The sequence below is a fragment of the Paenibacillus sp. FSL E2-0177 genome, assembly GCF_037992975.1.
Classification (GTDB): Bacteria; Bacillota; Bacilli; order Paenibacillales; family Paenibacillaceae; genus Paenibacillus_AQ; species Paenibacillus_AQ odorifer.
This window is the reverse complement of record NZ_CP150307.1, coordinates 4,494,197-4,519,554: the sequence shown is the minus strand read 5'-3', so window position 1 is coordinate 4,519,554 and position 25,358 is coordinate 4,494,197. Positions and strand designations below refer to the sequence as shown.

At 41.2% G+C, this 25,358-nt stretch carries 24 protein-coding genes; 14 read left to right on the top strand and 10 right to left on the bottom strand.

Annotated elements, in window-relative coordinates; genetic code table 11:
- The first annotated feature begins 111 nt into the window (after positions 1 to 111).
- The 3 genes from MHI25_RS20185 (at position 112) to MHI25_RS20175 (ending at position 1,642) form a co-directional block, all read left to right on the top strand.
- Positions 112 to 765, top strand: coding sequence for a DUF421 domain-containing protein (locus tag MHI25_RS20185; RefSeq protein WP_339168619.1), 654 nt, complete (start codon positions 112 to 114; stop codon positions 763 to 765).
- 94 nt (positions 766 to 859) lie between these two features.
- Positions 860 to 1,039 (top strand): hypothetical protein, encoded by a 180-nt coding sequence (locus MHI25_RS20180; protein ID WP_339168617.1) that lies wholly within the window; start codon positions 860 to 862, stop codon positions 1,037 to 1,039.
- Positions 1,040 to 1,168: 129 nt separating this feature from the next.
- The gene (locus tag MHI25_RS20175; RefSeq protein WP_339244114.1) at positions 1,169 to 1,642 is read left to right on the top strand and encodes a GNAT family N-acetyltransferase; all 474 of its coding nucleotides are present in this window, start codon (positions 1,169 to 1,171) and stop codon (positions 1,640 to 1,642) included.
- Between the two features lie 68 nt (positions 1,643 to 1,710).
- On the opposite strand, the gene MHI25_RS20170 is transcribed toward MHI25_RS20175, so the two are convergent.
- Positions 1,711 to 3,120: an MDR family MFS transporter gene (locus MHI25_RS20170; RefSeq protein ID WP_339168612.1), complete on the bottom strand. Its 1,410-nt coding sequence runs from the start codon at positions 3,118 to 3,120 to the stop codon at positions 1,711 to 1,713.
- Between the two features lie 88 nt (positions 3,121 to 3,208).
- A complete protein-coding gene (locus MHI25_RS20165; RefSeq protein WP_076183004.1) occupies positions 3,209 to 3,634 on the bottom strand; it encodes a MarR family transcriptional regulator in 426 nt (141 codons plus the stop codon).
- Positions 3,635 to 3,900: 266 nt separating this feature from the next.
- On the opposite strand from MHI25_RS20165, the gene MHI25_RS20160 reads away from it, so the two are divergent.
- Complete coding sequence (locus MHI25_RS20160; RefSeq protein WP_232061537.1) at positions 3,901 to 3,981, top strand: YjcZ family sporulation protein; 81 nt, start codon at positions 3,901 to 3,903, stop codon at positions 3,979 to 3,981.
- 96 nt (positions 3,982 to 4,077) lie between these two features.
- Here MHI25_RS20160 and MHI25_RS20155 read toward each other — a convergent pair whose 3' ends face one another.
- Both MHI25_RS20155 and MHI25_RS20150 read right to left on the bottom strand, forming a co-directional pair.
- A complete protein-coding gene (locus tag MHI25_RS20155; RefSeq protein WP_076190631.1) occupies positions 4,078 to 5,133 on the bottom strand; it encodes an ankyrin repeat domain-containing protein in 1,056 nt (351 codons plus the stop codon).
- A 294-nt stretch (positions 5,134 to 5,427) separates the two neighbouring features.
- Positions 5,428 to 6,318, bottom strand: coding sequence for an AraC family transcriptional regulator (locus MHI25_RS20150; protein WP_076190634.1), 891 nt, complete (start codon positions 6,316 to 6,318; stop codon positions 5,428 to 5,430).
- Between the two features lie 148 nt (positions 6,319 to 6,466).
- On the opposite strand from MHI25_RS20150, the gene MHI25_RS20145 reads away from it, so the two are divergent.
- Genes MHI25_RS20145 through MHI25_RS20135 form a run of 3 tightly spaced genes read left to right on the top strand, consistent with a single transcriptional unit; the run spans position 6,467 to position 8,392 of the window.
- Positions 6,467 to 7,372 (top strand): DMT family transporter, encoded by a 906-nt coding sequence (locus MHI25_RS20145; RefSeq protein WP_076190636.1) that lies wholly within the window; start codon positions 6,467 to 6,469, stop codon positions 7,370 to 7,372.
- A 43-nt stretch (positions 7,373 to 7,415) separates the two neighbouring features.
- The gene (gene csaA, locus MHI25_RS20140; RefSeq protein WP_340394081.1) at positions 7,416 to 7,748 is read left to right on the top strand and encodes a chaperone CsaA; all 333 of its coding nucleotides are present in this window, start codon (positions 7,416 to 7,418) and stop codon (positions 7,746 to 7,748) included.
- A gap of 50 nt (positions 7,749 to 7,798) precedes the next feature.
- A complete protein-coding gene (locus tag MHI25_RS20135; RefSeq protein WP_076127313.1) occupies positions 7,799 to 8,392 on the top strand; it encodes a hydrolase in 594 nt (197 codons plus the stop codon).
- Between the two features lie 70 nt (positions 8,393 to 8,462).
- On the opposite strand, the gene MHI25_RS20130 is transcribed toward MHI25_RS20135, so the two are convergent.
- Together MHI25_RS20130 and MHI25_RS20125 are read right to left on the bottom strand one after the other, a co-directional pair.
- The gene (locus MHI25_RS20130; RefSeq protein WP_036688882.1) at positions 8,463 to 9,275 is read right to left on the bottom strand and encodes an undecaprenyl-diphosphate phosphatase; all 813 of its coding nucleotides are present in this window, start codon (positions 9,273 to 9,275) and stop codon (positions 8,463 to 8,465) included.
- Positions 9,276 to 9,404: 129 nt separating this feature from the next.
- Positions 9,405 to 9,581, bottom strand: a complete 177-nt coding sequence (locus tag MHI25_RS20125; protein ID WP_256717547.1) for a hypothetical protein — start codon at positions 9,579 to 9,581, stop codon at positions 9,405 to 9,407.
- A gap of 194 nt (positions 9,582 to 9,775) precedes the next feature.
- Between MHI25_RS20125 and MHI25_RS20120 the strand changes: the two genes are divergently transcribed.
- From MHI25_RS20120 to MHI25_RS20100, 5 genes are all read left to right on the top strand, one after another.
- Complete coding sequence (locus tag MHI25_RS20120; protein WP_340394079.1) at positions 9,776 to 10,060, top strand: GNAT family N-acetyltransferase; 285 nt, start codon at positions 9,776 to 9,778, stop codon at positions 10,058 to 10,060.
- A gap of 509 nt (positions 10,061 to 10,569) precedes the next feature.
- Positions 10,570 to 11,643: a Wadjet anti-phage system protein JetD domain-containing protein gene (locus MHI25_RS20115; protein ID WP_312148357.1), complete on the top strand. Its 1,074-nt coding sequence runs from the start codon at positions 10,570 to 10,572 to the stop codon at positions 11,641 to 11,643.
- Positions 11,640 to 13,148, top strand: a complete 1,509-nt coding sequence (locus tag MHI25_RS20110) for a hypothetical protein (protein ID WP_340394077.1) — start codon at positions 11,640 to 11,642, stop codon at positions 13,146 to 13,148. The genes MHI25_RS20115 and MHI25_RS20110 overlap by 4 nt, the downstream gene beginning before the upstream one ends.
- 12 nt (positions 13,149 to 13,160) lie before the next feature.
- Positions 13,161 to 13,919 (top strand): DUF6063 family protein, encoded by a 759-nt coding sequence (locus MHI25_RS20105; protein ID WP_076190642.1) that lies wholly within the window; start codon positions 13,161 to 13,163, stop codon positions 13,917 to 13,919.
- Positions 13,906 to 18,387: a hypothetical protein gene (locus MHI25_RS20100; RefSeq protein ID WP_340394076.1), complete on the top strand. Its 4,482-nt coding sequence runs from the start codon at positions 13,906 to 13,908 to the stop codon at positions 18,385 to 18,387. The genes MHI25_RS20105 and MHI25_RS20100 overlap by 14 nt, the downstream gene beginning before the upstream one ends.
- A gap of 81 nt (positions 18,388 to 18,468) precedes the next feature.
- Here the strand turns inward: MHI25_RS20100 and MHI25_RS20095 are convergent, their stop codons facing one another.
- The 3 genes from MHI25_RS20095 to MHI25_RS20085 all read right to left on the bottom strand — a co-directional run bounded on the left by MHI25_RS20095 (position 18,469) and on the right by MHI25_RS20085 (position 21,754).
- Positions 18,469 to 19,353, bottom strand: a complete 885-nt coding sequence (locus MHI25_RS20095) for a DMT family transporter (RefSeq protein WP_254847694.1) — start codon at positions 19,351 to 19,353, stop codon at positions 18,469 to 18,471.
- On the bottom strand, positions 19,353 to 20,204 hold the full coding sequence (locus tag MHI25_RS20090; RefSeq protein WP_076190650.1) for an AraC family transcriptional regulator: 852 nt from the start codon (positions 20,202 to 20,204) through the stop codon (positions 19,353 to 19,355). Before MHI25_RS20090 ends, MHI25_RS20095 begins: the two co-directional genes overlap by 1 nt.
- 86 nt (positions 20,205 to 20,290) lie before the next feature.
- Complete coding sequence (locus tag MHI25_RS20085) at positions 20,291 to 21,754, bottom strand: ATP-binding protein (RefSeq protein ID WP_248548557.1); 1,464 nt, start codon at positions 21,752 to 21,754, stop codon at positions 20,291 to 20,293.
- A 197-nt stretch (positions 21,755 to 21,951) separates the two neighbouring features.
- On the opposite strand from MHI25_RS20085, the gene MHI25_RS20080 reads away from it, so the two are divergent.
- Together MHI25_RS20080 and MHI25_RS20075 are read left to right on the top strand one after the other, a co-directional pair.
- Positions 21,952 to 22,674 carry an MOSC domain-containing protein gene (locus tag MHI25_RS20080; RefSeq protein ID WP_076276121.1) on the top strand — a complete coding sequence of 241 codons (723 nt, stop codon included), beginning with the start codon at positions 21,952 to 21,954 and terminating at the stop codon, positions 22,672 to 22,674.
- 92 nt (positions 22,675 to 22,766) lie between these two features.
- Entirely contained in the window at positions 22,767 to 24,839 is a 2,073-nt protein-coding gene (locus MHI25_RS20075; protein WP_076182972.1) for a serine hydrolase domain-containing protein, read from the top strand.
- A gap of 56 nt (positions 24,840 to 24,895) precedes the next feature.
- Here the strand turns inward: MHI25_RS20075 and MHI25_RS20070 are convergent, their stop codons facing one another.
- Positions 24,896 to 25,327 (bottom strand): flavodoxin domain-containing protein, encoded by a 432-nt coding sequence (locus MHI25_RS20070; RefSeq protein ID WP_076190655.1) that lies wholly within the window; start codon positions 25,325 to 25,327, stop codon positions 24,896 to 24,898.
- Positions 25,328 to 25,358: the final 31 nt, after the last annotated feature.

The window sequence follows — 25,358 nt, the reverse complement described above, 5'->3', positions numbered from 1 at the left end:
AGAGTATCCTTTGCTGTTTATACCCCACTAGGAGTGTGTAATACCTCTCATGAATGGATTTCGTGTAAAAAGGGTAACGAGCCTGTGCGAGTCCCATCTGGAGGTGCAGCAATGGAGATATTTGTATCTATAGGCGTCAAATTGGTCATCAGCTTTTTTGGTTTGTGGATCATTACCTTTATTACCGGCCGCAAGACGCTTAGTCAATTGACACCACTCGATTTTCTGTCTTCATTGATTTTAAGTGAAATTGTCGGCAATACGATATATGATGATGAGGTGAAGATCTGGCATCTGCTGTTTGCTCTTTTTATTTGGACCGCATTATCTTATCTGTTCGAAAAGGTGACCACCTATTTTGTGAAATTCGGGAACATGGCGGAAGGCCGGACAGTGCTGCTAATTGACGATGGCAAAGTGAATCAGGATTTGTTGGAGAAATACGATATTGAGTATACCCAACTGCTGTTCATGCTGAGGCAACAAAATATCTTTTCCCTAAGTGAAGTACGGTATGCTCTGCTTGAAACGAACGGCTCTCTATCGGTTATGCGCAAGTCTGAAGCTGAGCAGTCTTCTGCTTTTTCCATAACAGTTATTGATAAAGGCAGGGTACTGGAAGAGTCCATGCGGGGCAGATCGATGAACAAGGAGCAGATTCAGGAACGCGTCAGAGAGCAGGGTTATAATTGCATTGAGGATATTGCCTATGCTGAATATAAAGAAGACGGAACGCTCTATATCCTTCCCAAAAACAAACCATAAATCAACATGATGAGACGCTGGAGCCGGGAGGCTCAAGTGTCTTTATTTGAAATCAGGAGTGCCTAGTGAATAATAAATTTTAATGGAGGTAAGGATGATTAGTTTAGGATTATGGATCTTAACCGCTCTAATTGTGCTAGTTGTTGTAATGTTTCACGCAGGAGCATTATTAGATTTTATCCGGCCTAGTGTGCTACAAACTCAAATTTTTGGTCTTCACATTACATTGTTTGGAGTAGTTGTGATATTGGCCTATGAGGTCGTCGCGGGATAGGCGTTTTTATTGGATTAATTGGACTGTTTACGGGGATCTTGGGCTCTTTTAGAGATTTCTCTAAACCGGAGGATAAAAAGAATATCTGACAGCTTATATATTTACTAACTTTCGGAGGGGTATAACTTTATGGAGATTTCTTTATGTAAAGCAGACGCGAGCGACGCAGAGTTTATTCATGAAATGCAAGTAAAAGCCTTTATGCCATTGCTGGAGAAATATAAAGATTATGAAACCAGCCCAGCCAATGAATCTGTGGAACAAATCAGGGATCGAATTAATCAGTCTTTTGCAGATTATTATATGATTAAGTATTTTGATATTGCTGTGGGCGGTGTCCGTATCGTTAAAAAGGATAATAAAGCTTATCGGGTCAGCATCATCTTTATATTGCCAGAACATCATGGGAAGGGGATTGCCCAGCAGGTTTTTGCAATGATTGAACAGAGATATAAAGATGCAAAGAAATGGGAGCTGGATAGTATTATACAGGAGCAAAGGAATTGCTATTTATATGAAAAGTTAGGGTATAGAAGCACGGGGGAAACCAAAAAAATAAATGACAACTTAACATTAGTTTTTTATGAAAAACATATGAGTTAAAGCCTTAGGGTTATACTTAAAAAAAAGACAGCGGGCAGTTCATGTCCACTGTCTTTTTCACATACAAATCAATACACTCGAATACGCTTCACAAATAACGATATAATCAATCCAATACCTGCAATTGCTGCGATAAATAAGTAAGCATGTGTAATTCCAGCGGTTAATATTTCAGGCTGTGCAGCGGTTGGATGTGTGTTTGCGAATCGTGTTTGTCCGCTAGACATTAGCGTAACAGCGAACGTTGTACCAAGAGCACCTGCAATTTGCTGAAGTGTACTCATAACAGCAGCCCCATCCGGATAGTATTTCACGGGTAATTGATTTAACCCATTGGTTTGAGCGGGCATAATGACCATAGCTAATCCGATAAACATTGCGCAGTGTATTAAAATAAAGGTTAGGCTACTGGTTTCAGTAGAGTTTCTTGTAAATAGAAAACCAGCAATGGTTGCGATAAAAAATCCAAGCGGCAGCAATAATTTCGGACCGTATTTATCGAATACTCTACCCGTAACTGGAGCCATAGCCCCGTTAATAACACTGCCTGGAAGAAGTAGAGTACCAGCCATTGTGGCCGATAACAATAAACCTCCTTTTAAATATAAAGGTAATAAAATTGCAGAAGATAAAATGATCATCATTCCTAAAAAGAGCATTATAAGACCTATCGTAAACATGGGATATTTAAATACCCGTAAATTCAGCATTGGGGTTTCCAATTTAAATTGCCGTAATACAAACAAGATTAAGCTGATGAAACCAACAATAAGAGGCAGCAAAACAATGATTTCACTCAAAGAATGATCAGCAAAGTTACTAAAACCAAAGACGATTCCACCAAATCCAAAAGTAGAAAGCAAGATGGATAAAATATCTATTTTAGGTTTTGTGATGTTGGCTACATTTTTAATGAATGTTAATCCGAAACCTGATGTAAATAACAATAAAGGTAAGCTTATCCAAAAGATATACTCCCACCCAAAATGATCTACAATTAAACCAGATAGAGTAGGCCCAAGTGCCGGTGCACACATAATAACGAGCCCCATCATTCCCATGACAGTTCCGCGTTTATGTGCAGGAAAAATAATAAGAATAATATTGGTCATTAATGGAAGCAATAAGCCTGTCCCTAAGGCTTGCACTAATCGTGCAATTAATAATGAGGTGAAATTAGGCGAGAGGGCAGCAATTAATGTACCGACGATAGATAATAGCAAGGAAGCTGTGAATAATTGTCTAGTGGTAAACCATTGCATTAATAGGGCGGATATTGGAACGAGGATACCTAATACAAGTAAATATCCTGTGGTTAGCCACTGAACCGTTGAGGCGTTGATTGAAAATTCATCCATTAAATTTGTAAAAGCCATGTTTAAGGCGGTTTCACTAAATAGCCCGACGAATGCACCTAACATAAGCGAGAAGGCCATGAGGGCTGGACGTTTAACTTGAACAGTTGATGATGATTCCATAATAATGATGAACCTCTTTTCAGAATTTTGATTCGTATTATTTTTGCATGATAGATGATATATCAACTATATGGGGGAGAGAAATGCTTTAAGCACTTCTTACATTATTCAGCACATGTGTTAGCAAAGTCTTTAACGTTGAGTAATCTGAAGCAGATAATCCTGACTCGATAATTTCGTTTAAATTGACCGTCACCTCATTTATAGTATTCTCTAATTTCCGTCCTTCTTCTGTTACATATACATTTACCGCTCGGCGATCTTGCGCACTTGTTACTTTGTGTATGTAACCTTTGCTCTCTAAGCTGGCGATCATTCGGGCAACACTGGCTTTGTCCTTACCAAGATTAGCAGCAATCTCGTTCTGAGATAGACCTTCTTTCTCAAGCATCAGAGCCATAAGTAGATGCTGTTCAGGTGCAAGTCGAAAAGGAGCAAGTAACTTTGTTAAATAATTTGCTATTTCTAAATGCAAATCTCGAATGACCAAACCTAAAGGTTCTCTTGAATCCATATGATCTCTCCTAATTGAAGAATAGATGATATATCAACGTTATTGATTTGTCTATATTAGCATAAAGTTATGTATGCTTGTCAAGTTAAAGAAAATGAATTGAATCATAGACTTAGATACAAGCGGCAAAGTTGTTTAATGCCCAATCACTTGATGATACATAGTCATATGCTGTTGTGAAATTTGAAAAAATTAATTAGGGAGGGATTTAAATGGGGTATAACTGTGTTGGGGGCGTTCAAGAACAAAAAAAGGCTCCAGTTTGTATTAATCCTTGGACATCAACGGGTACGATTCTTGTGCTTTACATTCTTCTCGTCATTATCCTTAAAACTTGTTGGATCTAGAATTCATGTAAATTGATGCCCCAAAGTTTTTTTCTTCGGGGCGTTTCTTTGTTTTCTTTAGTTAGATAATAGACACGTTAAGGATTCAGGATAGACTTAACGGGAATAATCGGGTTGTGTCATAGAAATAGGCTGAGGATTGGCAAGTACCCATTGCACCGCCAGCTCGCATAATCTGGCTGGTTGCTCATTGCCAGCGATGTTGCGGAACCGTTTGGCGAGTGATGTTGCCTCTTGAAGAAGGACGGGCTCTAAAGGCGTTCCCGTGCTAAAATGCCGTATCAGTGCATCCAGCATTTTACGGTAATCGGCATCCCAGTTTCCTCCGCCATTATTAAGGATTTCATGAGACACCCGCCCTGTGATGCGGATAACCTCACCCTGCACCGTTGTCGCGTGTCCTGAAGCAGGGACGAGAAAATCCCACAGCTCTTGGTGCTGTGCGGGCCATGCGGTTGCCGTTACCTCGATAGGAGAGATTCCATCATGTCTCTGCAGTTTCGCTATAGGCTCGACATCAAATTGCCGGTACAGCTCCAGGAGAGCATTTGCAGTTTCATCCAGTCGATCTTTATTGTAATTTGTTCTGACGAATTCAAAATCCTTGCCGATACGCCGCACGGATTCCTTCATCTCCGGCGTGATTACTGCTCCTGCATCCAGCATAATTCGCGAGATTTCTGCCATGTGAACTATATCGATATTCCGGCATTGTAATAATCCTTTGGCGAGAGGTGTGTTTTTCCGGTTATTTTCTGCATGGACATTTGCGCCGCGTACCACCAGATCACGCACTACTTTTGTTTTGTAAGAAGCAGCTGCTGAGTGCAGCGGTGTCTCATTCTGGTAATCCAGAGCTTCCATATCTGCACCTAGTTCAAGGAGTAAGGGGACATTTCCGGACCAGGTTGCAGCCTGAGCATGAAGAGGGGTACGCTTATAGTTGTCGGCAGCGTTGATGTCAGCACCCTGCTCCACAAGCCAGGAAACCATCTCATCCGGTATTTGCCGGAAGCTGAGGGCGGTACCTTTGCTGTAACCCCCACGGGCATCCCATTCGCATAGCTCAAATACCTCTTTTAAGGCAGATATATCATTCGTTTTAACCAGCTCGGCAAAATTGGCGGGTAATGTTTTTTTCTTTTTGCCCATCTCATTTTTCCGCTCCTTTATTAATAGATAAATAGCAGATAACTTCTTGCAAGTTTATCATATAGTAGAATTGAACACTAATTCATGCAGGACGAAAAGGTTGAAGATATAAACGTAACTTTATTGGAAAAGAGTGGGATATCGTTTATATGGCGTTCCCGAAATCATAGACTATTAGAAAATGAAAACATTAAGCTTGTGTCTTGGAAATATATTCGAGATTTACGAAGGGCATCGAAATTACGCTAACACAAGGCAGTCAGACAAAGCGATCGACTCTGCTTTTGTTGTTTTTTAAGTTCGTTCATTTCTAATTTTTCTGAACTCCTTAGGAGTTATGTTTAAGTGTTTTTTAAAAGACTGGATAAAGTGATTTGCGTTATTGAAACCAACTCGCTGTGCGATTTCAGTTATCGTGTAGTCAGTTGCTATTAACAAATCACAGCTTTTATTAATGCGATATTTAATTAAGTAGAAATACGGAGTCATATGGATACTTTTCTTAAAACCTCGAGTGCACTCCGATACACTTAGATGTGCTGTATCTGCTATTTCCTTCAATGTCAAATTATTAGAATAGTTTTTGTGAATAAAACTAAGCATTAATTGTAGTCTCTCTTGCTGGAGTCTGTTATATTTAGACGATTCCTCAGAGGATAGAGAAAAATTTGATATAAGGATTAACCATAACTGGACTGTTTTGATAGAAACTTCGTACTCCCATCCCCATTTTTTTTTCGATTCAAATTCTTTTTTCATAGCCCAAAGAATTTGTAGGATTTGATTATGCCAGTCCTTATCTCCTTTGATTTCTAAACTTAACAAGAATGAATTGGTATACGGAAGTACATACTTTTTTTCCATTGCACTATCAGAATAAAAAGCAAGTAACTTCTCTGGGAAGTTAAAACTAACATATTCACCCTCTTGGTTAAGGTATGTAACAATATGAAGTACGCTCTTATTAATAAAGATGGCCTGACCTGCTTCTAAATCATAATTGATTCCGTTGACTTGTATGGTTAGTTTCCCTTTGGTCACTAAAGTAATTTGTAGTTCTTGGTGCCAATGTAGATCGTTAACCCCTCTGCCATTAGGAATAGATTCATAATTGGTATGAGTGTACATGATGTATGGAAATGCATCATTAGGAAATTGAATGGCTTCGTGTAATTGCTTTTTCAAAGTGCTTATTCTCCTTATTTGACGATATTTCAATATAAATTAAAGATATAGTTGCACAATATTGATCTTGGCGGTGATATTATTATATCCAGCCTAGACTTATCATACAATTCTGTGCACAGGGATTGTCACACATTTTGGAGGAACTATGGCTAGTTCAAATAAACCGCCTATACTATTGCATCCGTTTATTCTGTTATTTATCAGTATTTTGTCCGTTTCTATCTCTTCAATCATGATTAAACTTTCAGATACACCTACTTCAGTGGCCGGGATGTATAGATTGTTTATTTCTGTAATCATCATGCTCTGTTTTACATCTGGGAAAATGGCTCGTTCTACTGAGATGAATAAAAAAGATTGGGTCATCGTTATTTTATCCGGCCTATTTCTAGGGTTACACTTTTTATTCTGGATGGAATCATTGGTCTATACTTCAGTTGCAAGCTCCATGGTGATCTTATCGTTACAGCCGCTATTTGTTATGATGGGGTCTTACTTTTTATTCAAAGAACATGTTAACCTGCTAAGCGTTTTTTGCCTGATTGTTGCTCTTTTAGGTTCGATTGTTATTGCATGGGGAGACATATGGGTTTCGAAAGATGCATTAATTGGCGATGGTTTATCGTTAATTGGCACATTCTTTGCTTCAGTCTATCTGTTGGCCGGGCAAAAAGTAAGCGGCAAAATCAATGCAAGTATATACAGCATTTTCGTTTTTTTTATTGGTGGTACTGTTATGCTCGTGTACAATTTGATAAATAATGTCTCATTAATTAATTATGCTTCATCAGATTGGATTTATTTTTTGCTTCTTGCAATAATTCCAACTATTTTTGGTCAATACATCTTTAACCTTTTGTTAAAGTCGATTGGAGCAACTACTGTCTCGGTTGGGATTATTGGTGAGCCTGTTCTTGCTATAGTCCTTGCATATCTATTATTAGGGGAAACTATATCATTATTCCAGTTTTTAGGTGGCATAATAACCTTACTCGGTATGGGAATGTATTTTTGGTCGAAATCTTTAAAGTACAACATTCAAAATAAGTGAATGAGTAGTTGGAAAATGTTTTAGCTAAATAGGGGGATGGCAAATGGTAACTATTGATGATTTTTTAAAACTTGATGTTCGTGTTGGAACAATTATTAAAGCGGAGTTTTTTGCAAAAGCAAAAATACCTGCGATTAAACTCCTAATTGATTTTGGACCAGATATCGGAAGCAAAACATCAAGTGCACAGATTACTAAACGATATAAGGCCGAAGAGATTGTAGGGCAACAAATCATTGGGGTAGTTAACTTTCCTGCTCGAAATATTGCGGGTTTCCAATCAGAAGTATTAGTTCTTGGAGGAATACCGGATAAAGGGGATGTGGTTCTCTTGAAGCCAGATATTAAATTACCTAATGGGACACCTATTGGGTAATATAGGGTAATTGTAGTATACAAAAATTGATAGTAATCGGAGAGAAGACAATGGAAGAATTAACAAGCTTAGCATCTGAAAGTATTGAGGCAAGTAAAACGGCGCTAGTCGTGATCGACTTGCAGCAGGGAATTGTCCACAGTCCAAAGCAGGGGCCGCATACAAGTGCTCAGGTGGTTGAGAATGCCAGCAAATTAGCCCAATCCTTTACGGAGAAAGGAGGATTTGTTGTTCTGGTGAGGGTGTCATGGCTAGATGGGCAAGATATGCTTAAACCTAAAACTGATTTGAAAATGAATTCCGTGACCTATCCAGAAGGTTGGGACGACATCGTACCAGAATTAGCGAATATCAAAAATGCACATCTGATTACCAAACGGCAGTGGGGGGCATTTTTCGGTACAGATCTTGATTTGCAGTTACGACGCCGCGGTATAGACACGATCGTATTATGTGGTATTTCTACCTCGATTGGTGTGGATACTACTGCTAGAGAAGCTTATCAGCTTGGTTATCATCAAGTTTTTGTAGAAGATGCTATGACCGCAATGGCTAAAGAAGAGCATGATTATGTATGCAAAACTATCTTCCCTCGCATAGGTAAGATCCGGTCGAGCGATGAAGTAATATCCATGTTGAAATAATATTAAAAAACCTCATGCTCTCTCTGTGATCTCAGAGATTGTCATGAGGTTTTTTAATTGAAATTATGACTTACATAAAGATGAGGAGAAGTATCCCAGCTAAGAAGCAGTAATAAGAGAAATACTTCAAATTACCTTTAGCCATAATCCCCATAAACCAGCGCATGGAGAAATAAGTGACGATAAGTGTAGTAATAAATGCAATCAAGTATGGAATGGCTAGCTGCGAGCGGTTAGGGTCGTGGGCAATATCAGATGCGCCCATAACGAGTCCGCCCAAACTGACAGGAATATAAAGCATAAAAGAAAAGCGTAAAGCAGTTTCTTGCTTCATTCCCACAGCGATGGAAGAGATGACAGTTGCACCAGAGCGGCTTATCCCAGGAATAAGGGCGACTGCTTGGGCAAGTCCGACTATAACTGCATCCTTCGCTTTTAAGTCACCATCTTGTTTACGTCCGCGAAGGTTACGGATCAACCATAGAGCTACCCCTGTAACCAGCAAGGCGATGGATACGGTATGAACCGACGAGAAGATATCCTCAATCTGATCCTTGAAGAGTAAGGCAACAATTACCGCAGGCAAGGTACCGATGATGATGTACAAAGAGAAGAGGAAATCCGACTTATATTCCTCTTTGCGGGTCAGAATAAATTGAACGAATCCAGTGATCAATCTTCCGATATCTTTGCGGAAAATAAAACAAATCGCAATTAGTGAAGCCGTATTTGTTAAGATTTCAAATGATAGCCCATTTTGTTTTAAGCCTAGCAATTTCTGTGCGATGATCAAATGGCCGCTCGAAGAGACGGGGATTGGCTCAGTTGCCCCTTGAACAAACCCTAGAAACAAGTATTTAAGCCACAGTATAATATCTTCCATTTTACCTCCCAGTATTTTTGTAATCTTTTCAATCATATCGTATTCAATAAAGAAATGACAATAGAACCATCGTGCCATATTCAATTGGACGAGTTATACTAATTCGTAAGACTATTAAATGAGGTGGAACTATTTGTAGTACATTACTAAAAATTCAGCAGCATGATATTCCAAGAGCAGCCAGTGTTCTGGCCGAAGCATTTGCCAAAAATGATCCGTTATATCAGCATATCTTGCCTGATGAATCAACCCGATTACGCGTGTTGAATATTTTTTTTCATCGTTACATTGAGATGTTGTATCCATATTCGGATTTACTAACGACTTCTACTAACTTTGAAGCAGTGGCTTTAGTGTTCCATTCGGAGCGTCAGACAGGGACAGTGATTTCGAACGTCAGGTATATGAAACAGATAGTCCTTGCGATAATTAAGTCATTGCCGATTTGCCGAATCATTGGGGTGCGAGGATTTATACGTGGTTTATCTATTTTGTGTAGTATGAGTTCCTTGTGGTTATCAATGTTTGGGGATCAGAAGTATAAACATTTGGATATGCTTGCAGTGCAGGATCAATATCAAGGTCAAGGATATGTATCAAAAATCATGACACCGCTACTCGCGGAATGTCGTATGAGCAATACGTTATGTACGTTAGAGACACAGACACCGAGCAATTTGCCCATTTATGAGCATTATCAGTTCCTTACGGTTAAGGTCATTCCTCTACCTAATAGCACACTTGAGCAGTATTGTATGGCGTTTACGCCAGGAGTTGCCGAGTAGTTAATAAAAAAGGGCGGTCCCATTCAGCCATTTCATGGTTTTTGGGGCTGTCTTTTTTTGCGGATTCTATAAGGGTTAATGAAGCTTCAACAGAAAAATCAGGGAATTTCTCCCTGTAATTCTGCGATCTTTTGTCATCCGGCTAATAATTAGGGAAAACCTCCCTATTATTTAGCTGATTTGGTGGAAAATGAAGAGATTTCCCTGATTTTTAGGGAGCAATTCCCTAATTCAGATCATTTAGAGCCAATATCGACTGTTTTCAGGGAGTTTTTCCCTAATTATGTTCTAGCGATACCTAACACTGTAAATAGTCTATGTGTTAAAGTGAAAATCCGTAGTATAACCTCTTTTTTGATAGGAAAGTGTAAACAATAGAATCTATTATTTTGTTTAACAAAAATAGCATAACCTTTGAAGGATTGTTATAATAGAAACATATATTCCCGTGCTTCAGAACCCTATACAGGATGTATAGGGGTTTTATTTCTTTTAGTGAGGGTGATGAATTGAGAGTAATTATAATTAATTTGTTGGAGAATAAGTACGGAACTGTGCGTACAGGGAGAAGAAAAATAAATCTTGACAGCATTGAACAAGAAGTCATTAGTTCTGCTTATAAAACACAGGAAGAATATCTATGGGCCGGAGGATTTCGTGTTTTGGCGGATAGTATAAACGAGCTTGTTGCTGAAGGTTTCTTAGAACCGGTGAAGTCCAGTCCGATGAGTTCTAAACAGCCTTATATGTATACATATTTTTGGTTAAATAAGAGTGTTTCAACTCAAGTGGGGTGGGATCCTTCAGCCGTGTTAAGCGTACAGAATCTACTGGATCTTCATTATTACTTGATTCGTCCTGAAACTCAGACACAAGAGGTTTGGGATCAGATTGTGCAGGTATCTAATTTTTTGCGTACGGCGAAGGATCGCGAAATCATTACAACAGAAGAAAGGTCACTGGAACTGTTTGGTAAGGAGAAGTGGCTCTCCGAAACTGAAGGTAAACAATTTCTTACTAGACTTAAACTTACGCTGGAAAGTTTAAAAAGTGTAAACGCAAGGGAGCCATTTATTTACTTCAGTTCATTAGTTCCCGTTCGGAATATTCTTATTGTGGAGAATAAGTCATTTTTCCATTCAGCCAAACGATTAATGCTTAGTGAAAAGAAGATCTGTGGTCTGTTTCCAGACATGCTAATTTACGGTGAAGGTTGGAAGATTGATAGTAGCCTACTCTTTCTTGAAGAATTGGATATTGACCCCCTTCAAACCACCTTGTTATATGTCGGGGATATGGATAAAGCAGGTTTGGACATATACGGTAAACTAAAGGTTAGTTATCCGGGTTTAAACCTTGGACTGGCGCTCCCTATTTATGAGCAGATGATGAAACTGACTGAGGAACCGTATATGTATAATGTTCCCCAGAGTTGTAACCCAGATCATCTACACAATGTACTTCAAGAATTCTCTAATTATCCCGAACTAAAGTCATATATGGAACGATTGCTGGAAGAGGATCGGAGAGTTCCGCAGGAAATTTTAAATTATGAAGTGATGGCGAGGTTAGCAGAAAGATGAATTGGTCGGATTTTGGCGAACGAAACAAACGATTGAATCCCCTGTGGAATTTGGGGGCTGGCATGAACCTTGGCGAAATCCAACCTTACAAAGAAATGGTATCTTTAAGCGTTCTGCTGCAAGTCTATTATCTGGAGCTAGAATCGAATGAGAGAAGATCCAAAGAGGATATTATTGAGCTTACTTGGACTGCGCTGGAACGTTTTAATATCGCCAATCTTGGGACTACCGAATCCGTAGAGCGTCTCGTGGACGGTTTATTGTGGAGCGGGAATGGTGGGGATTTCGAATCCTTTTTCTATGATGATGTGACCCGGCAAATGTCCGTGCAGAAATATAAGTATTTCACGGTGGACGAGGATGCGACTCGCAGCAGTTGGGAAGAGAACGGCAGAACCATCTATCGTCTCTCTGAATATGCAATGGAGCTCATTTTTATGAGCCATGAGATTATTGATGAATTTCAGATCAGCATCAAACTGCTCGAGATTCAAATGCATATAAAGCATGGGCGCGTAACTCGGGCTCTTCAGGATGTTAATGAACTGATCTCCCGTGTCCGCAAGATGACCCAGCAACAGCAAGAATACCGCAATGCGTTACGCCGCAATCCGAAGCATATTTTTAGTGAATTCGGAGTAGCTCGGCATCAGCGACTCGAAGAGATTCATCATCAGTTCGAGGAGGAACGCAAACATTTTGACAGTATTCACCGTTCTCTGGCCCGGCTGGCCAATGATGAGAAAGACGTGATCGACTTCAATGAGATCCGTATTCTCTCTGAACGAGTCGAGCTTTCTAGGCGTGTACACGATGAGCTGGCTGAGGTAGTATTGAATATTTTTGAGATGGAGACCAATTTAAGGTTGAACTTCCCTGAATTATTCTGGGGAGCAGCCGGGTTTAACTTCCGTACACATGTATGGGAGGAATGGGTGAAAGAAGAGGGTCTGCCAAGCGGTGACAGTCTTGAACTGCTGCTCAGCGGATTATTCGCTCCGAATCAGGACTTCGTTTATCCGCTTCCTTGGGCTTGGGAGGAACAAGAGGTAGGGTTTATCCCCGACTTAGTGATGGATGATTTCGAAGATGAGGTAGACACAGAGCCTGTTCAATATATTCCTAAAGGTATTCCATGGGCAAAAGTAGTAGAGCTGTGGCAGCCGGTTTTTGCTGCCTTGGCTGAGCAGGGAAGCTTTACCTTTACTGCAGACGCTTTTTCCGCCGAAGAACTAACAGGGTGGGCAAACACACCGGATGCTGTTGATCTGTGGGTGCAGTTTTTTCATACAGATATTTTAGTGCAGGAACAGGCACCAGAAGGTGGTAGCGGCGTTTCTGATGAATGCCAACAGCTAATCCAATATGTACTTGCAGAAGATCTTCTGTTGGAGAGTTTACGCGGCAAAACGCTGCGGACGAGCATTGCTCCAGAACCAGCCTCAAGGGTACGGTGTCCTGGTCTGGATATGAGTCCATATATGATTACGATCGTGGAGAGGTGAGAAGTTACTAACATGAGTTATACATTAGAACAGGTACAGCAAGCTTCGCGGCTATTTTTTGAATTGCTCCGTAAAAAAGTAATTCCTCTCGATGACCCTGCAGCGGCAGAATGCCTTCAGGATGCAGGAACTTATGATGCACTTCAGTACGTTGCTAAAGAAGGGGGCTGTCGGGTGATGAATTCCGGGCACCGTCTCCATCTGCTAGTTAATCCGCTGGGATCAGTGTTTGCAACCAACTTCACCCAGTTGAAGAACAAATATTCACGTGTTGAGCGTAAAACTCACTTACATATTATCAATATTATTATTCTGGTTTTTCTGGCCGAAATGGATCAGGATGAGACTCATTTTAAGTCTGGGCAGGACAGTATGTCCTATATTCAAATTGCTGATCAAGTGTCCTCTCTCTTTCAGACGTGGATTCAGATGGATGAGGAAGGACGATTCAGCCAGCAGTGGCAGCTTGATATCCAAGCGATGTTTAAGGTATGGACCAGTCTTTACATGCAGACTAAGAGTCAGGAAGAGAGTGATCTTCTGACCAGAGGCGCAGGCTCACGAATTGGGCTGATTCATGAAGGCATGAAACTTCTGGAGGAGGAGAAGCTCGTATTCATCTCTGAGACAGAGAAGCGTATCTTTCCTCGGGAAGAGCTTTATGAGAGAATGCGTTATTTATATCATGATGTCGATCGATACCAGGAATTAAAGAGCCTCATTGGAAGAACTTTAGCTGAGAAAGACGGTGCTACCTATGCCGCGGATTGAACGCATACGAATTACAGGACTTAAATACGAGAAGATGCTCAAGAAATACGACGACATGATTCTGGACCTCTGTAACGAAGAGGGACCCGCTAATACGCTTATTACGCTCATGAATGGCGGTGGAAAGGGCGTACTGCTGCAATCCATTTTCCAGCTATTGATGCCCAAAACACCATGGGGCAAAGACAGTGAGAACCAGGTTGAGGCTTTTTTTCATAATCATAAAAAACAACTTAAACCGTACACTTTTCACGTAGCTATCGAATGGCATCTCGACAACAATGAGCGCAATGAGTATATGACCACGGGAATCGCTATGACGGCACATAATTCGCTTGATCAGCAGGATATCAAAGTGGATTACTTGCTGTACGCACTTACAGATTACGGTGAAGCGGCTGAACTTACGCTATCAACGTTGCCGTTATTTGACGAGGTGACTGCTGAACCTACGAGTTTTGAAACGATCCAGCAATTTGTGCGCGATCGGCGGGGAGAGATTGTACCTTTTGGCAGCCATAGCTCGGATTTGAAAAGATATTATGACTTCCTGGCTACCCGGGATATCCATATCGCCGAGTGGCGTAATATGCGGCGGATCAATGGTGAAGAGGGCGGTATCAAAGGTTATTTTAAAAAGAATGATGCCTTCACCAATCATAACTTGTTCGAAAAGCTGATTATTCCTGAAATCGGATCTAGTCTGAATGAAGGATTAAAGGAAGACGACAATACGCTGCAGCGGATGTTTATCGATACAGCAACAGTGGCTCAGCGCTTGCCGATGCTTGAACAGCGGGAGCAGGTCTATACAGAGTTTCTTAGTATGGCTGCACCACTTTATGAGCTGGTAAAACTAGGCGTGGAAGCAGAAAACGTAGTTCAAGAAACGGAATTACGTGGACGCCAAATCTATACGGTTATCTATGAAGAGCAGAGAAATGCAGAAGTTGAGCGAAGTAAGATTGCTGATGAACTGGCTGGACGTTATCAGGATGCGAAGCAATTGCGCTTTGAGACAGACAATCTTAAATACTTACGCAGCAAGGAAGAAACGGAACTGAAGCAAGAAGAGTTTAAGAAGCTCAGTGATGATCAGAGCCGTGCGCGTGGTCGGCTGGAGGATTCCAAAGCGCAAGAGAAGAAGCTTGAAGTAGCTTATTTTCTGGCTAAACGGTTGCTCCATACCCGGCAAATTGAGCAGTGGCAAAAAGAAATTCAAGCTATCGAAGGTTCTCTGGAGATGAAAGAACGGCAAGAGGTCATTCAGGCAGCCAAGGAACAGCTGCGGAAACAGTGGGATGTGGTGTTTAATCTCTGGCAGCAAACGATCAGAGAGTTTGGGACAGCACAGCAAGACCTAACGGCGGAAGAGAGAAGATTGCGCAAGGAAAGGGAAAGTTTCTTGGTAGAGCTGGCCGGGCTGGATAATCAGATCAATGATTTGACCTTATCTATTCGGCAATACACGGAAGAACTCGGAGCATTCGCAGCCCAATATGGGCAGGATGCCGCCCATTCTCCGGCAGCTGCCCTGCAGCGTACGATCTCAGCGGCCAAAACGATTCTTGAAGACATTGGAGACTTGGAAGAACAGCACAAGCAGGAAGAGATTCGGAAGCTGGCACTGCATAAGAGTCATGCTGAGCTGAGTGAGAAACGGCGTTCTTATGAGCGTGAAGCGGACGAGCTTGGGGTTCTGCTTGAGTCACAGACTCAGAAAGAATCCCAATTATGGTCACAGCTCGTTGTACTGCTGGAAATGTATGAAGAGCATAATCGTTTAGGAGCTACTGGCCTTTTTGAAGAACAAGATGTTATCCCGGCACGTTTTATCCGAAAAATAGATGAAGTAGAGCAACAGACTAAACGTTCCAGAAGGGATTACTATAATCAGCTCATGGATGTGGAACTTCAGAACCAATCCTACTGGCTACCCAATTCAGATATTCTGACGGTCAAAGATACACTCGATTCGTTAAAGATTCAATCAACGCTAGGTAGTTCCTACTTAAATGACCGTCCGTATCTTGAACGTGAGGAAGAACTGGAGCAATATCCGTTACTTCCATATAGTTTGATTATGACCCGGCGCGAAGCTGATAAAATTCAGCCGGAACTGATGAAGGACACCTTGCTTAAATCAGCGGTGCCGATCTTTATCCGTGAAGAGATGGCAGCTTCGCATCAAGCATCCTTCATGCTTTTTGCGAATCAAGGGCCGCAAATGGTCTTGCAGCCGGATCGTTTCCAGGATTGGAAGAGCAGTATTCAGGGGAAGCTCAAAGAACAGGAGCAGATCCTTCAGGACTTTGAAGCTTATTTATCTAAGTTAAAATCGGTGCGTCAAGAATATGACCGTTTATTCCAAACTGAGAATACCATGACGCTTACAGCCAAGCATGATGCCCTTATTAAACTGCAGGCTGAACTTCAGCAGAGCATTAACAATCTGAGCCATGAGATGGATGAGAACGAAGGGACGCTTACCCGGATCGGACGGGAGCTCGCTGAGAACAAAGTTCTAAGTGTGGAGCATGAGCAGAGAGCGGGGGTTCTGCAAGCTTGGATTGAACGGACGAAGAAACAGGAACAAGATTATAAGGAAAAACAAAAAATAATCGAACGAAAGAATCTGGTGAGCAAAGAGTTAGCAGGTAAAGATCAGCAGCTTGAACACCTAAAGGTGCAAATGGAAAGCTTGAGTGGACAACGCAATAAATGGACGAGAGAAACCGAATATGCGATGTTCCCTAGACTGCAACGATGGTTTCCTGAGATTGTTTTCCCAACAGATCACCAGCTTTCTGATGAAGGAGAAGTCATACCTGTAGATCCTGTAGAGCAGAATCTTCTATTGCAGCAGCTTAGTACCGTGGAAAGTCTACAGCAATCATTAACTGAAAATGAACTGGAAGTTCGGACAAGAGCTGCACAGATTAAAGCAGCAAGCGAGAATCTGGCTGAGCTTGAATCCAGCCTGAATCAAGTGGATGTGAATTGGCGGAAGGCGACTGAACCTACGGAAACGTCCGAGACCATTATGGCTGCAAGAAATCGCCAAAAGACGGATACTACTTCGTTGGAGGAAGACTATCAGATTGTTCACGACGGTTACATCCGCTGCCAGACTGAATTGGAGAACTTGCAGAAAGAGTTGCGCAAAGTAGAGAAGGGGATCAAAGAGAAACATGAACGTGCCGTGGAGCTTTGGAATGAGGCGCTAGGGGTTAAGGAGACAGAAATTCAGGAGCGCTGCCAAGCGAATGAGCTTATGCTTAATCAGTGTAAAAGATCCTTGGACCGAATCGATGTCCTCCTTCAGACTTTATCCAATCAAATCAAAATAATGAACGCGCATGTTGAGGATCGCGTCAACCTACGGAGTGTGCCAGAAGAAATAACGCTGAGGGTTAGAGAAAGCTGCGAGCCTCTAGTAGCCGACTGGCTTCTCCGCATTAAGGATAGCCGGATTAGACAGGATGAGATCTCCAAAAAGGTGAAGGAAGAGAAAAATTCCTTAACCGAAAAACTTGCGAAAAATGAACGGAATTCCGAACTGGAGACCAAGATTCTAGATCGATTGAATACGGTCCATTGGGATAATTTCGCCATTGCACTGCAAGTCCTAGATTCCATGCTACGCAGTTCGCGCGATCAGATCGAGAGCATTCAAAGCGATAAGGAAGGCATGGATCTCTCCCGCAAGATGTGGGTTGGCCGGGCATCTCTACGAGTGGTACAAATCATTGATATTATGAAGCGAATGGAACGCCGGATGATTATTCATAACGAGAATAATTATGCCTTCCCGCTGGTACGTCTGAATTACAAGAATATCAATGTGCCAAGAACAAGCGATGAGGTAGAGCCGATGGTGAGTGACTACTTCAATCAATGCATCAATGAATTGCTCAAAAAGTATCCAAAGATAGAACAAGTGCCGGCGCTGGTAATCAAAGAGGTTATTAATGACGGACGAATTGTCTATGCGGCGCTGCAGAACCGCTTTCCGATACTTCAAGTGTATAAACCGGTAACGGAGAATTATTTCCTCTACGCCGCACCGGAAGATTATCATTATTCGGACTGGGAGATTATTAATCGCGGCGCACTGGATGAAGCAGTCGGCAGTGGTGGGCAACGTCAATCTGTACAGCTGCTGGTCGCAATGATGATCATGACGCATAAACGGGTGAATCGTGAGAATAAAGGCTGGACGGTCTTTTTATATGACAATCCTTTCGGAGAAATGGTCTCCAATAACGTGCTTGACCCCGTCTTCGAAATTTCCAAGGCGCTCAAATTCCAATGGCTGATTGTTACGCCGCCGGAGCTGGTGAAGAATGATGTCAGCGTGCGTTTTGGCGTGTATTGGCAGCTTTATTTTGGAGGCGTCAAAGGGGACATGCTGGAATCGACCCTGATTAAGGGAGGAAGAAAGCTTATTCCTGTCTCGTTGTTCTGAGTATGGAATGAAACTTAAAGAAGCTCCAGTAAGCATCACGCTGCTGGGGCTTCTTTTTATTAAATGTTAAAGATGGTGTGGTTATTTAGGTTTGCGTTCGGAAATATATGAACCGGTGAGCGTTAAAAAAGTTCCCGTCAGGATTGCCCAGGTGATCTTTTCATTCAGAACAAGGGCGGAAGCTGCCACTGTAATTACAGGCACAATATAGATGTATACACTTGTTTTTACAGCCCCTAGAATCCCTACAGCTTTATTCCAAGTCAAAAAACACAGTGCCGAGGCACCCAGACCTAAGAAAAGCAGGTGAGCTACATTTGAAATCTCTTTGAATCTACTCAGACCCAGCTGGAAATCAAACAGAAACAGAGGAGGCAGCATAAACAGCAGACCATAGAAAAATACTCTGCGGGTAGCCCCTATAGTATGAACCTTTAGTAGGCTTATTTTTCGCATCAACACTGAATATATTGCCCAAACCACAGGTGCCAGCAATGCCAGCAAGTCGCCGATGGGGTTCAGTTGCAGAAGATAACTCCCGTTCAGCCCAATTAATATAATTCCTGTCAAGGCTATCAAAAATCCTATAAAAAACTGCCTATGAAATTTCTCTTCTTCTAAAAAGAAGTGAGCGATAACCGCCGTGAAAAATGGAGCGATGGAGACAATCACACCTACATTGGATGCAAGGGTATAGACTAGGGCAATATTTTCTATAAGAAAATATAACGTGACTCCACAAAGACCTGCTGAGATAAAGAGTAATTCCTCTTTAAAGGATGTAGTTCGGATTGGACGTGAATAGATCAGTAACAGTACAAAGTACCCAATAAGAAAACGGAAGAACAGAATTTCCACAGGCGTAAAGTCTTTTAACAGTATTTTTGTGGAGATAAAGGTGGTTCCCCAGATTAAAATCGTAAGTAATGCCAGCAGATGTCCTGTGTTAATCTTGCGTTGATCTATCATTTCGTAAGTTCCATTGATGACTTTACTCCCGTTTGCTGAACAAATATACGCATATATTGCTTAGGGGTTAAGCCTATGAGTCTTTTGAAAAAATTTGTGAAATGGCTCTGATCACTGAATCCGGTTAGAGAGGCCACTTCTATTGGCAATATTCCTTGTTCTAAAAGCCTTTTGGCGTGGTTGATGCGAATAGTTTCCAAGTAACGGTAAGGTGATATTCCTTTCTGTCTGGTAAATAAACGCAGCAAGTGATATTTACTTAAGCCGCTCAATTCACTTAGCTGGTTCAGCGTAATGTTCTGCGCATAATGTAACTCTATGTATTCGCAAATGATTTTAATTTCAGAAGTAGGCTCTTGAGCGGGACAGAGGGTTTCTGTCTCCGTGTATTCTCTCAGAAGCTGCTCCAAGAGAAATAGAAACAATTCTTCTTTTTGAAAATCGGATTGATCCTCTAATATCATTTGGTGCAGATCGTGTAAAGGGCTCGACAGTTCACTTTGGTAGAGAACATTGTGTGTGAACCGCGGTAAGTAGTCTATGCCGGTAATTTCTAGCACATACTCACGCATGACTTCCGGCTGAATATTGATGCAGCGATAGTCAAGCGTTCTCCCGTCTATCTGTTCACAGGCATGGGGATCCGCCGGATTAAAGATGACCACATCTCCGCTGTTAAGAATATGCTCTTCTTGGTTACATAGCAGATGTCTCTTTCCTTGTTCAATAAAACCTATGACATAATAGTCATGAAAATGGTTGGGAAACTTCTGCATAATACCTTCGAATCGATAGGCCTCAAATTTTAAGTCACGATCGAAAACTACTGTTCGAACTTCACGAGTCATTGCTGCACCTTCTTTTCCAATTATGTATAACCATTATAATGTGAAAATTAGGGGCATTCTTGCATGATGTTGCGATACCTCATCTTCTACATGATAGGTTCCTCAGGTGTAATGATCGTTGGAATACTCACAGTAAAAGTTGTTCCTTGCTCCAGAATACTTTCTATAGAGATCGCTCCGCCATGATTATGTATAATATTTTGTGTGATCATATAACCTAAGCCTGTTCCTGTTTCTTTGGTCGTATAAAATGGTTTGCCGAGGGCATTGATCTGTTCCTCTGTCATCCCACAGCCTTCATCCTGCACACTGATTCGGGCTTCTCTGTCATAGGTTTGCACATGAATATAGATGTTTCCCCCATGATTCATTGCTTCCATCGCATTTTTAAGTAAGTTAATAAATACCTGCTTCATCTGATAAGCCTCACCATTGATCCAAATGGATTGATCAGTACAGACAGGGAGGATCTTGAGATTTTTTAGGGCAGCTTGTCCATTCATTAGTGTGGTGACTTGTTCCAGCAAAGACAATAAATCCACTGGTTTACTAATATGAGTGGTTTGGGGTTTAGATAAGACAAGCAGTTCGTTGACGATGAACTCGATGCGTTTCAATTCTGACTCAATAATGGAAATATATTTATCATTCATCCGCTCGGAAGAGCGCAGTAGCTTCATAAAGCCATTAATGGCTGTAAGAGGATTCCGTATTTCATGAGCGATTCCAGCTGCTAACTGTCCTGCTGTGGATAATTTCTCGGACTGTATCAGTCGTTCATCTTCCAATACTTGCTCGGATATATCTTTGAATATGCCAATGTAGGCTTCGTTTCCCTCATAAATGATCGGCAATGTAATCCCATCTACATATTTCTGCTGGTTATTTAAACAATTAATCAGGTAGCAGACAGAACCTGTTGTTCTATCAGTGTTGAATTTCTTTCTTCGTTCTGAGAGAATTTCATAATTAGAGTAGTCTACAATATCCATAGTCGATAGACCAAGCACTTGATTTAGGCTTTCCGCATGGATTAATTGTAAACCTGCCGAATTTGCATACAGAACAATCCCTCCCCTAGTGATAAGCACGGGCTGAGGCAGTTCCTCCAGCAGCTGTAGAAAAGAGCTCTCTTTTTCAAGTAGATGGGTCTTCACAACCTGAAGCTGAGTCTCCATTTCCCTGATCAGGGTCTTATTCTCGAATTGAGCAAAATAAAGTATGGGTTTACCAATGTCATCCGAAAGGATAGATATGGAGACCTTTAAAGATAACCGGTGTCCGGTTGGATGGAAATAATCTACTTCGAGTCTCTGCGGATCAGTACTCGTAGATGGAAGAGAGCTTCCTAATGAAATGAATTTATGAATCTGATCTAGAAGGGTACGGACGGTTGGAGAGGGTGTCGTTAACTCGTTTTCATCATACCCCAAGAGGTCGCATAATGCTGAATTCAGTTTTAGGAACGTTCCATCAAGCGAAATAAGGGCCATACCCATCACGGCTTGGGTAAAAACAAAGTCAAAACCTTGAAAATCATTTGTCCGCACAACAGGTTACCTCTCTTCTTTATGGGGGAGTGAGTGTTATTTCGAAATGCAATATGTCTAACAGTCATAGTATAAAACATATAACTCAATAAAACATATAAAATTTCTGGGTTATTAGATATTCATACAACAGTTAAATAAAATCAGGTAGAATGGGAAGATACGTTGCATTTTAAGACAAGTGGAGGCGTTGTATTATGTTATCAGTTGTTGGTGAAATTCAAGGAATTAATCGTTATCCGGTCAAGTCATTTGCGGGTGAAAAATTAGAAAGCTGTATGATTGAACCGTATGGAATGCTTGGTGACCGTTTTTGCTCCTTTTACGATGAGTCAAAAGAGGGCTGGCGAAGATATATCACCGCTAGAAATATACCGAATATGCTTACCTATCAAGCGCAATTTATAGATGGACAAATCCATGTAACGGCATCAGACGGGCGAACCTTTGGATGGGATGATAATCTATTGGAAGAAATCCAAAGCCAAACCAAAACTCCAATCACTATGTCTGGTCTAAAAGCTGCACATCCACAGCCAGAACATCCGCAGCTCCTATCCGTGGATGGCGCTAGTATTCTACTCATTACGGATGCCAGCTTAAAAAAACTGGAGGCAACCTGGGGGCATTCCTTGGATCAACGTCGTTTTCGCGGGAATTTTGTTATCGCGCTGAATGATGATTCTCTTTTTGAAGGAGATTGGATTGGACGCCGGCTCAACATTGGGGATGTACAGCTACAGGTAGATAGTTTTTGTGAGAGATGTGTTGTGATTACGATGGACCCGGATAGTCTCCAGAAGGACCCAGTTCTTTTGAAAAAATTACATAAAGAGTTTGATTTGCATTTCGGAGTCTATGCCTCTGTAATCAAAACAGGGGAAATTCGAATCGGAGATAAAGTAGAAATAGTAGATTAGATATATAATCCCAATAGTATAAACTTCCTTTACATTACTCCATGGATAAATTATCCTTTAAAGGATGACGATTTCATATCGGGAGGTTATGTATGAAGAAAAATTTGGCATCCTTATTAGTTGCATTGCTTCTATTGGTGTATGTCCCTACTAGTGTTTTAGCAGCGGATAGCAGCAAAGGGCAAACGTATGTGAACACTCAGAAGGTGGCAGCAGAGAAGGCGGCGTTCTTAACGGAGAAGCTGGGGACGACTAGTCTCCAATATGCTCTTATTGATGGCGATAATATCGTTGTGAGCGGTCAATCTGGATTTAGCCATGTGGAGAGTAAGACAGCACCAAGCGTCACAACGATGTATGGTATTGGCTCGACGAGTAAAATGTATACAACAGCTTCTATTATGAAGCTTGTTGAGCAAGGAAAAGTAGATTTGGACGGTTCAGTCGTATCTTATTTGAATAATTTTACGATGGAAGATTCTCGTTATAAGCAAATCACTGTACGGATGCTGTTGAATCATTCATCAGGTCTTGCTGGCTCGAACTTATCCAATTCTTTCTTATTTAATGATTCCGATCCTATTGCAAAAGATAGTTTGCTAGAGACTTTGTCAACACAACGTCTGAAGGCCGATCCAGGCGCCTACTCAGTATATTGTAATGATGGATTTACGTTGGCTGAGTTGATTGTTGAAAAGGTCAGTGGCACGGACTTTACCACATTCATTCATCAAAATTTCACAGAACCTCTAGGGCTTGAACATACGAAAACGCCTGTAGATTCTGTAGCTTCTTCTCAGCTGGCTAGTGTCTATAATGCTACCTACTCAGCAGCTTTACCTAAAGAAACCATTAACGTGATTGGAACAGGTGGTATCTATTCCACTGCTGAGGATTTGGTGCGTTTTGCAACTATTTTTACAGGCCAATCGACTGGCATTTTGTCAGAAAAGTCTGTAAAAGCGATGGAACAAGAGGAATATAAGCGTGGAATATGGCCTAAAGGAGCCGATAATTCGTTAGCTTATGGATTAGGCTGGGACAGTGTGAACTTATATCCATTTAACCAGTACGAAATCAAGGCTTTGACAAAGGGTGGAGATACAGGTCTGTATCATACCTCATTAGTTGTACTGCCCGAGCAGCAGATGGCAGCAGCAGTAATATCTTCTGGCGGATCAAGTACAACGGACCAGATGCTTGCCAACGAAATTTTACTCAGCGCTTTACAGGAAAAGGGAGTTATTAAGGAACTGAAAGCTACACCTACATTTAAAACTTCGAACAAAGAGGATATGCCGCAAGAATTGCTAAACTATGCGGGTGTCTATGGTGATTCTACGCAACTGATGAAGATAGAGGTTAGTAAAACTGGGGAATTGAGTATATCTTCAATTATAGCTCCTACAATGCCGGCGCAGAAATTTTCCTATAATTCGAACGGAGAATTCTTAGATGCAGAGGGTACAAGTAAAGTTAGCTTTGTGAAGGAGAGCAATGGCCGTATCTATCTTTGGAGTCAAGGGTATGGGGTGATTCCAGGACTTGGTGAAACTGCCGTTACCCAATATGCAGCTGAGAAGCTTGAACCTAATGCCCTATCTCAAGAGGTCACTACTGCATGGCAGCAGCGCCAAGGGAAATTGTATTTTGATGTCAGCGAGAAGTACAGCTCCCAATATTACATGAGTATGCCGGTAGCTGGAATCGCTATGTTCCCTGACGCACCTGGTTATATGGGCTCGAATAAAATAACTGGGCCTAATAAAGCAGAAATGACCGTGCAAATCCCAACCATCGCTGGGCGCGATCTTGCGGATCTTATTTTTGAAGAGAAAAATGGTGTGGAGTATTTAAAGATTGGCAATCAATTGTTTATACATCAAGATGCGGTTAAACCTATTTATGCAGGCCCGCAATCTATGGTAACTATCCAATCAGATGGATATGCTAGATGGTATGGAGTTCCTGAAACGGCAACAGGTAAGATAATGACAGTAGAGCTGCCAACCAAAAGTTCCTTTGCCGTCTATGATGAGAATGGTGTATGTGTGAATTACTTCACCATAAGCGGTCTTAAACAAGTCAAACTTCCTAGCAACGGCAAAATTGTATTTGTAGGTGATGTCGGTGCGAAGTTTGAAGTGACCCTCAAGGCGCAATAAACGTATATAAAAAAAGAATCCTGTTATCAAGATTTTCGTCTTGGTAACAGGATTTTTTATTTGAAATTTTGTGAGAATTCTCTTATTTTATCTACCAAAATCCCTTTTAGCTGATCAGTACCTTCCTTTGGAGCCTTATAGGCCTTATAACCTCCAAAAGATTCAATACAAATCGCAGCTTCTTTCAGATCATCAGGGAAATTTTTCTCTATTAATTCTTCGGTTTTCTTAGGTTTCTCGTTGCAAATGTAGTAGCCCATCTTCTTAGTCAGTAACTCATCTTTATTTTTTTTGATAAAGTCACGAATGGCTTTATATATTTTTTCATCTCTTACTCCTGCTCCTAAAATAATGCTATCAAATGCCTCGATATTCGGCTTCTCTAATTCTATATTGCAAATTTTGCTCTGAGGTAGCTCTTCTGATAATACTTTTGCACATTGTTCTGTTGCTCCAGATTTTGTAGCGTATAGAATAAGTACTGCCATTGTGTTCCCTCTTTTCAGTTAAGATTAATCG

Excerpts from the sequence above, each read along its gene's own strand:
- MHI25_RS20145 (WP_076190636.1), top strand. The coding sequence starts at position 6,467 with ATGGCTAGTTCAAATAAACCGCCTATACTATTGCATCCGTTTATTCTG.
- MHI25_RS20100 (WP_340394076.1), top strand. The coding sequence starts at position 13,906 with ATGCCGCGGATTGAACGCATACGAATTACAGGACTTAAATACGAGAAG.
- MHI25_RS20090 (WP_076190650.1), bottom strand. The coding sequence starts at position 20,204 with ATGACTCGTGAAGTTCGAACAGTAGTTTTCGATCGTGACTTAAAATTT.
- MHI25_RS20165 (WP_076183004.1), bottom strand. The coding sequence starts at position 3,634 with ATGGATTCAAGAGAACCTTTAGGTTTGGTCATTCGAGATTTGCATTTA.
- MHI25_RS20155 (WP_076190631.1), bottom strand. The coding sequence starts at position 5,133 with ATGGGCAAAAAGAAAAAAACATTACCCGCCAATTTTGCCGAGCTGGTT.
- MHI25_RS20110 (WP_340394077.1), top strand. The coding sequence starts at position 11,640 with ATGAATTGGTCGGATTTTGGCGAACGAAACAAACGATTGAATCCCCTG.
- MHI25_RS20105 (WP_076190642.1), top strand. The coding sequence starts at position 13,161 with ATGAGTTATACATTAGAACAGGTACAGCAAGCTTCGCGGCTATTTTTT.
- MHI25_RS20175 (WP_339244114.1), top strand. The coding sequence starts at position 1,169 with ATGGAGATTTCTTTATGTAAAGCAGACGCGAGCGACGCAGAGTTTATT.
- MHI25_RS20070 (WP_076190655.1), bottom strand. The coding sequence starts at position 25,327 with ATGGCAGTACTTATTCTATACGCTACAAAATCTGGAGCAACAGAACAA.
- MHI25_RS20120 (WP_340394079.1), top strand. The coding sequence starts at position 9,776 with ATGAGTTCCTTGTGGTTATCAATGTTTGGGGATCAGAAGTATAAACAT.
- MHI25_RS20075 (WP_076182972.1), top strand. The coding sequence starts at position 22,767 with ATGAAGAAAAATTTGGCATCCTTATTAGTTGCATTGCTTCTATTGGTG.
- csaA (WP_340394081.1), top strand. The coding sequence starts at position 7,416 with ATGGTAACTATTGATGATTTTTTAAAACTTGATGTTCGTGTTGGAACA.
- MHI25_RS20170 (WP_339168612.1), bottom strand. The coding sequence starts at position 3,120 with ATGGAATCATCATCAACTGTTCAAGTTAAACGTCCAGCCCTCATGGCC.
- MHI25_RS20180 (WP_339168617.1), top strand. The coding sequence starts at position 860 with ATGATTAGTTTAGGATTATGGATCTTAACCGCTCTAATTGTGCTAGTT.
- MHI25_RS20185 (WP_339168619.1), top strand. The coding sequence starts at position 112 with ATGGAGATATTTGTATCTATAGGCGTCAAATTGGTCATCAGCTTTTTT.
- MHI25_RS20130 (WP_036688882.1), bottom strand. The coding sequence starts at position 9,275 with ATGGAAGATATTATACTGTGGCTTAAATACTTGTTTCTAGGGTTTGTT.
- MHI25_RS20135 (WP_076127313.1), top strand. The coding sequence starts at position 7,799 with ATGGAAGAATTAACAAGCTTAGCATCTGAAAGTATTGAGGCAAGTAAA.
- MHI25_RS20125 (WP_256717547.1), bottom strand. The coding sequence starts at position 9,581 with ATGGATACAACATCTCAATGTAACGATGAAAAAAAATATTCAACACGC.
- MHI25_RS20080 (WP_076276121.1), top strand. The coding sequence starts at position 21,952 with ATGTTATCAGTTGTTGGTGAAATTCAAGGAATTAATCGTTATCCGGTC.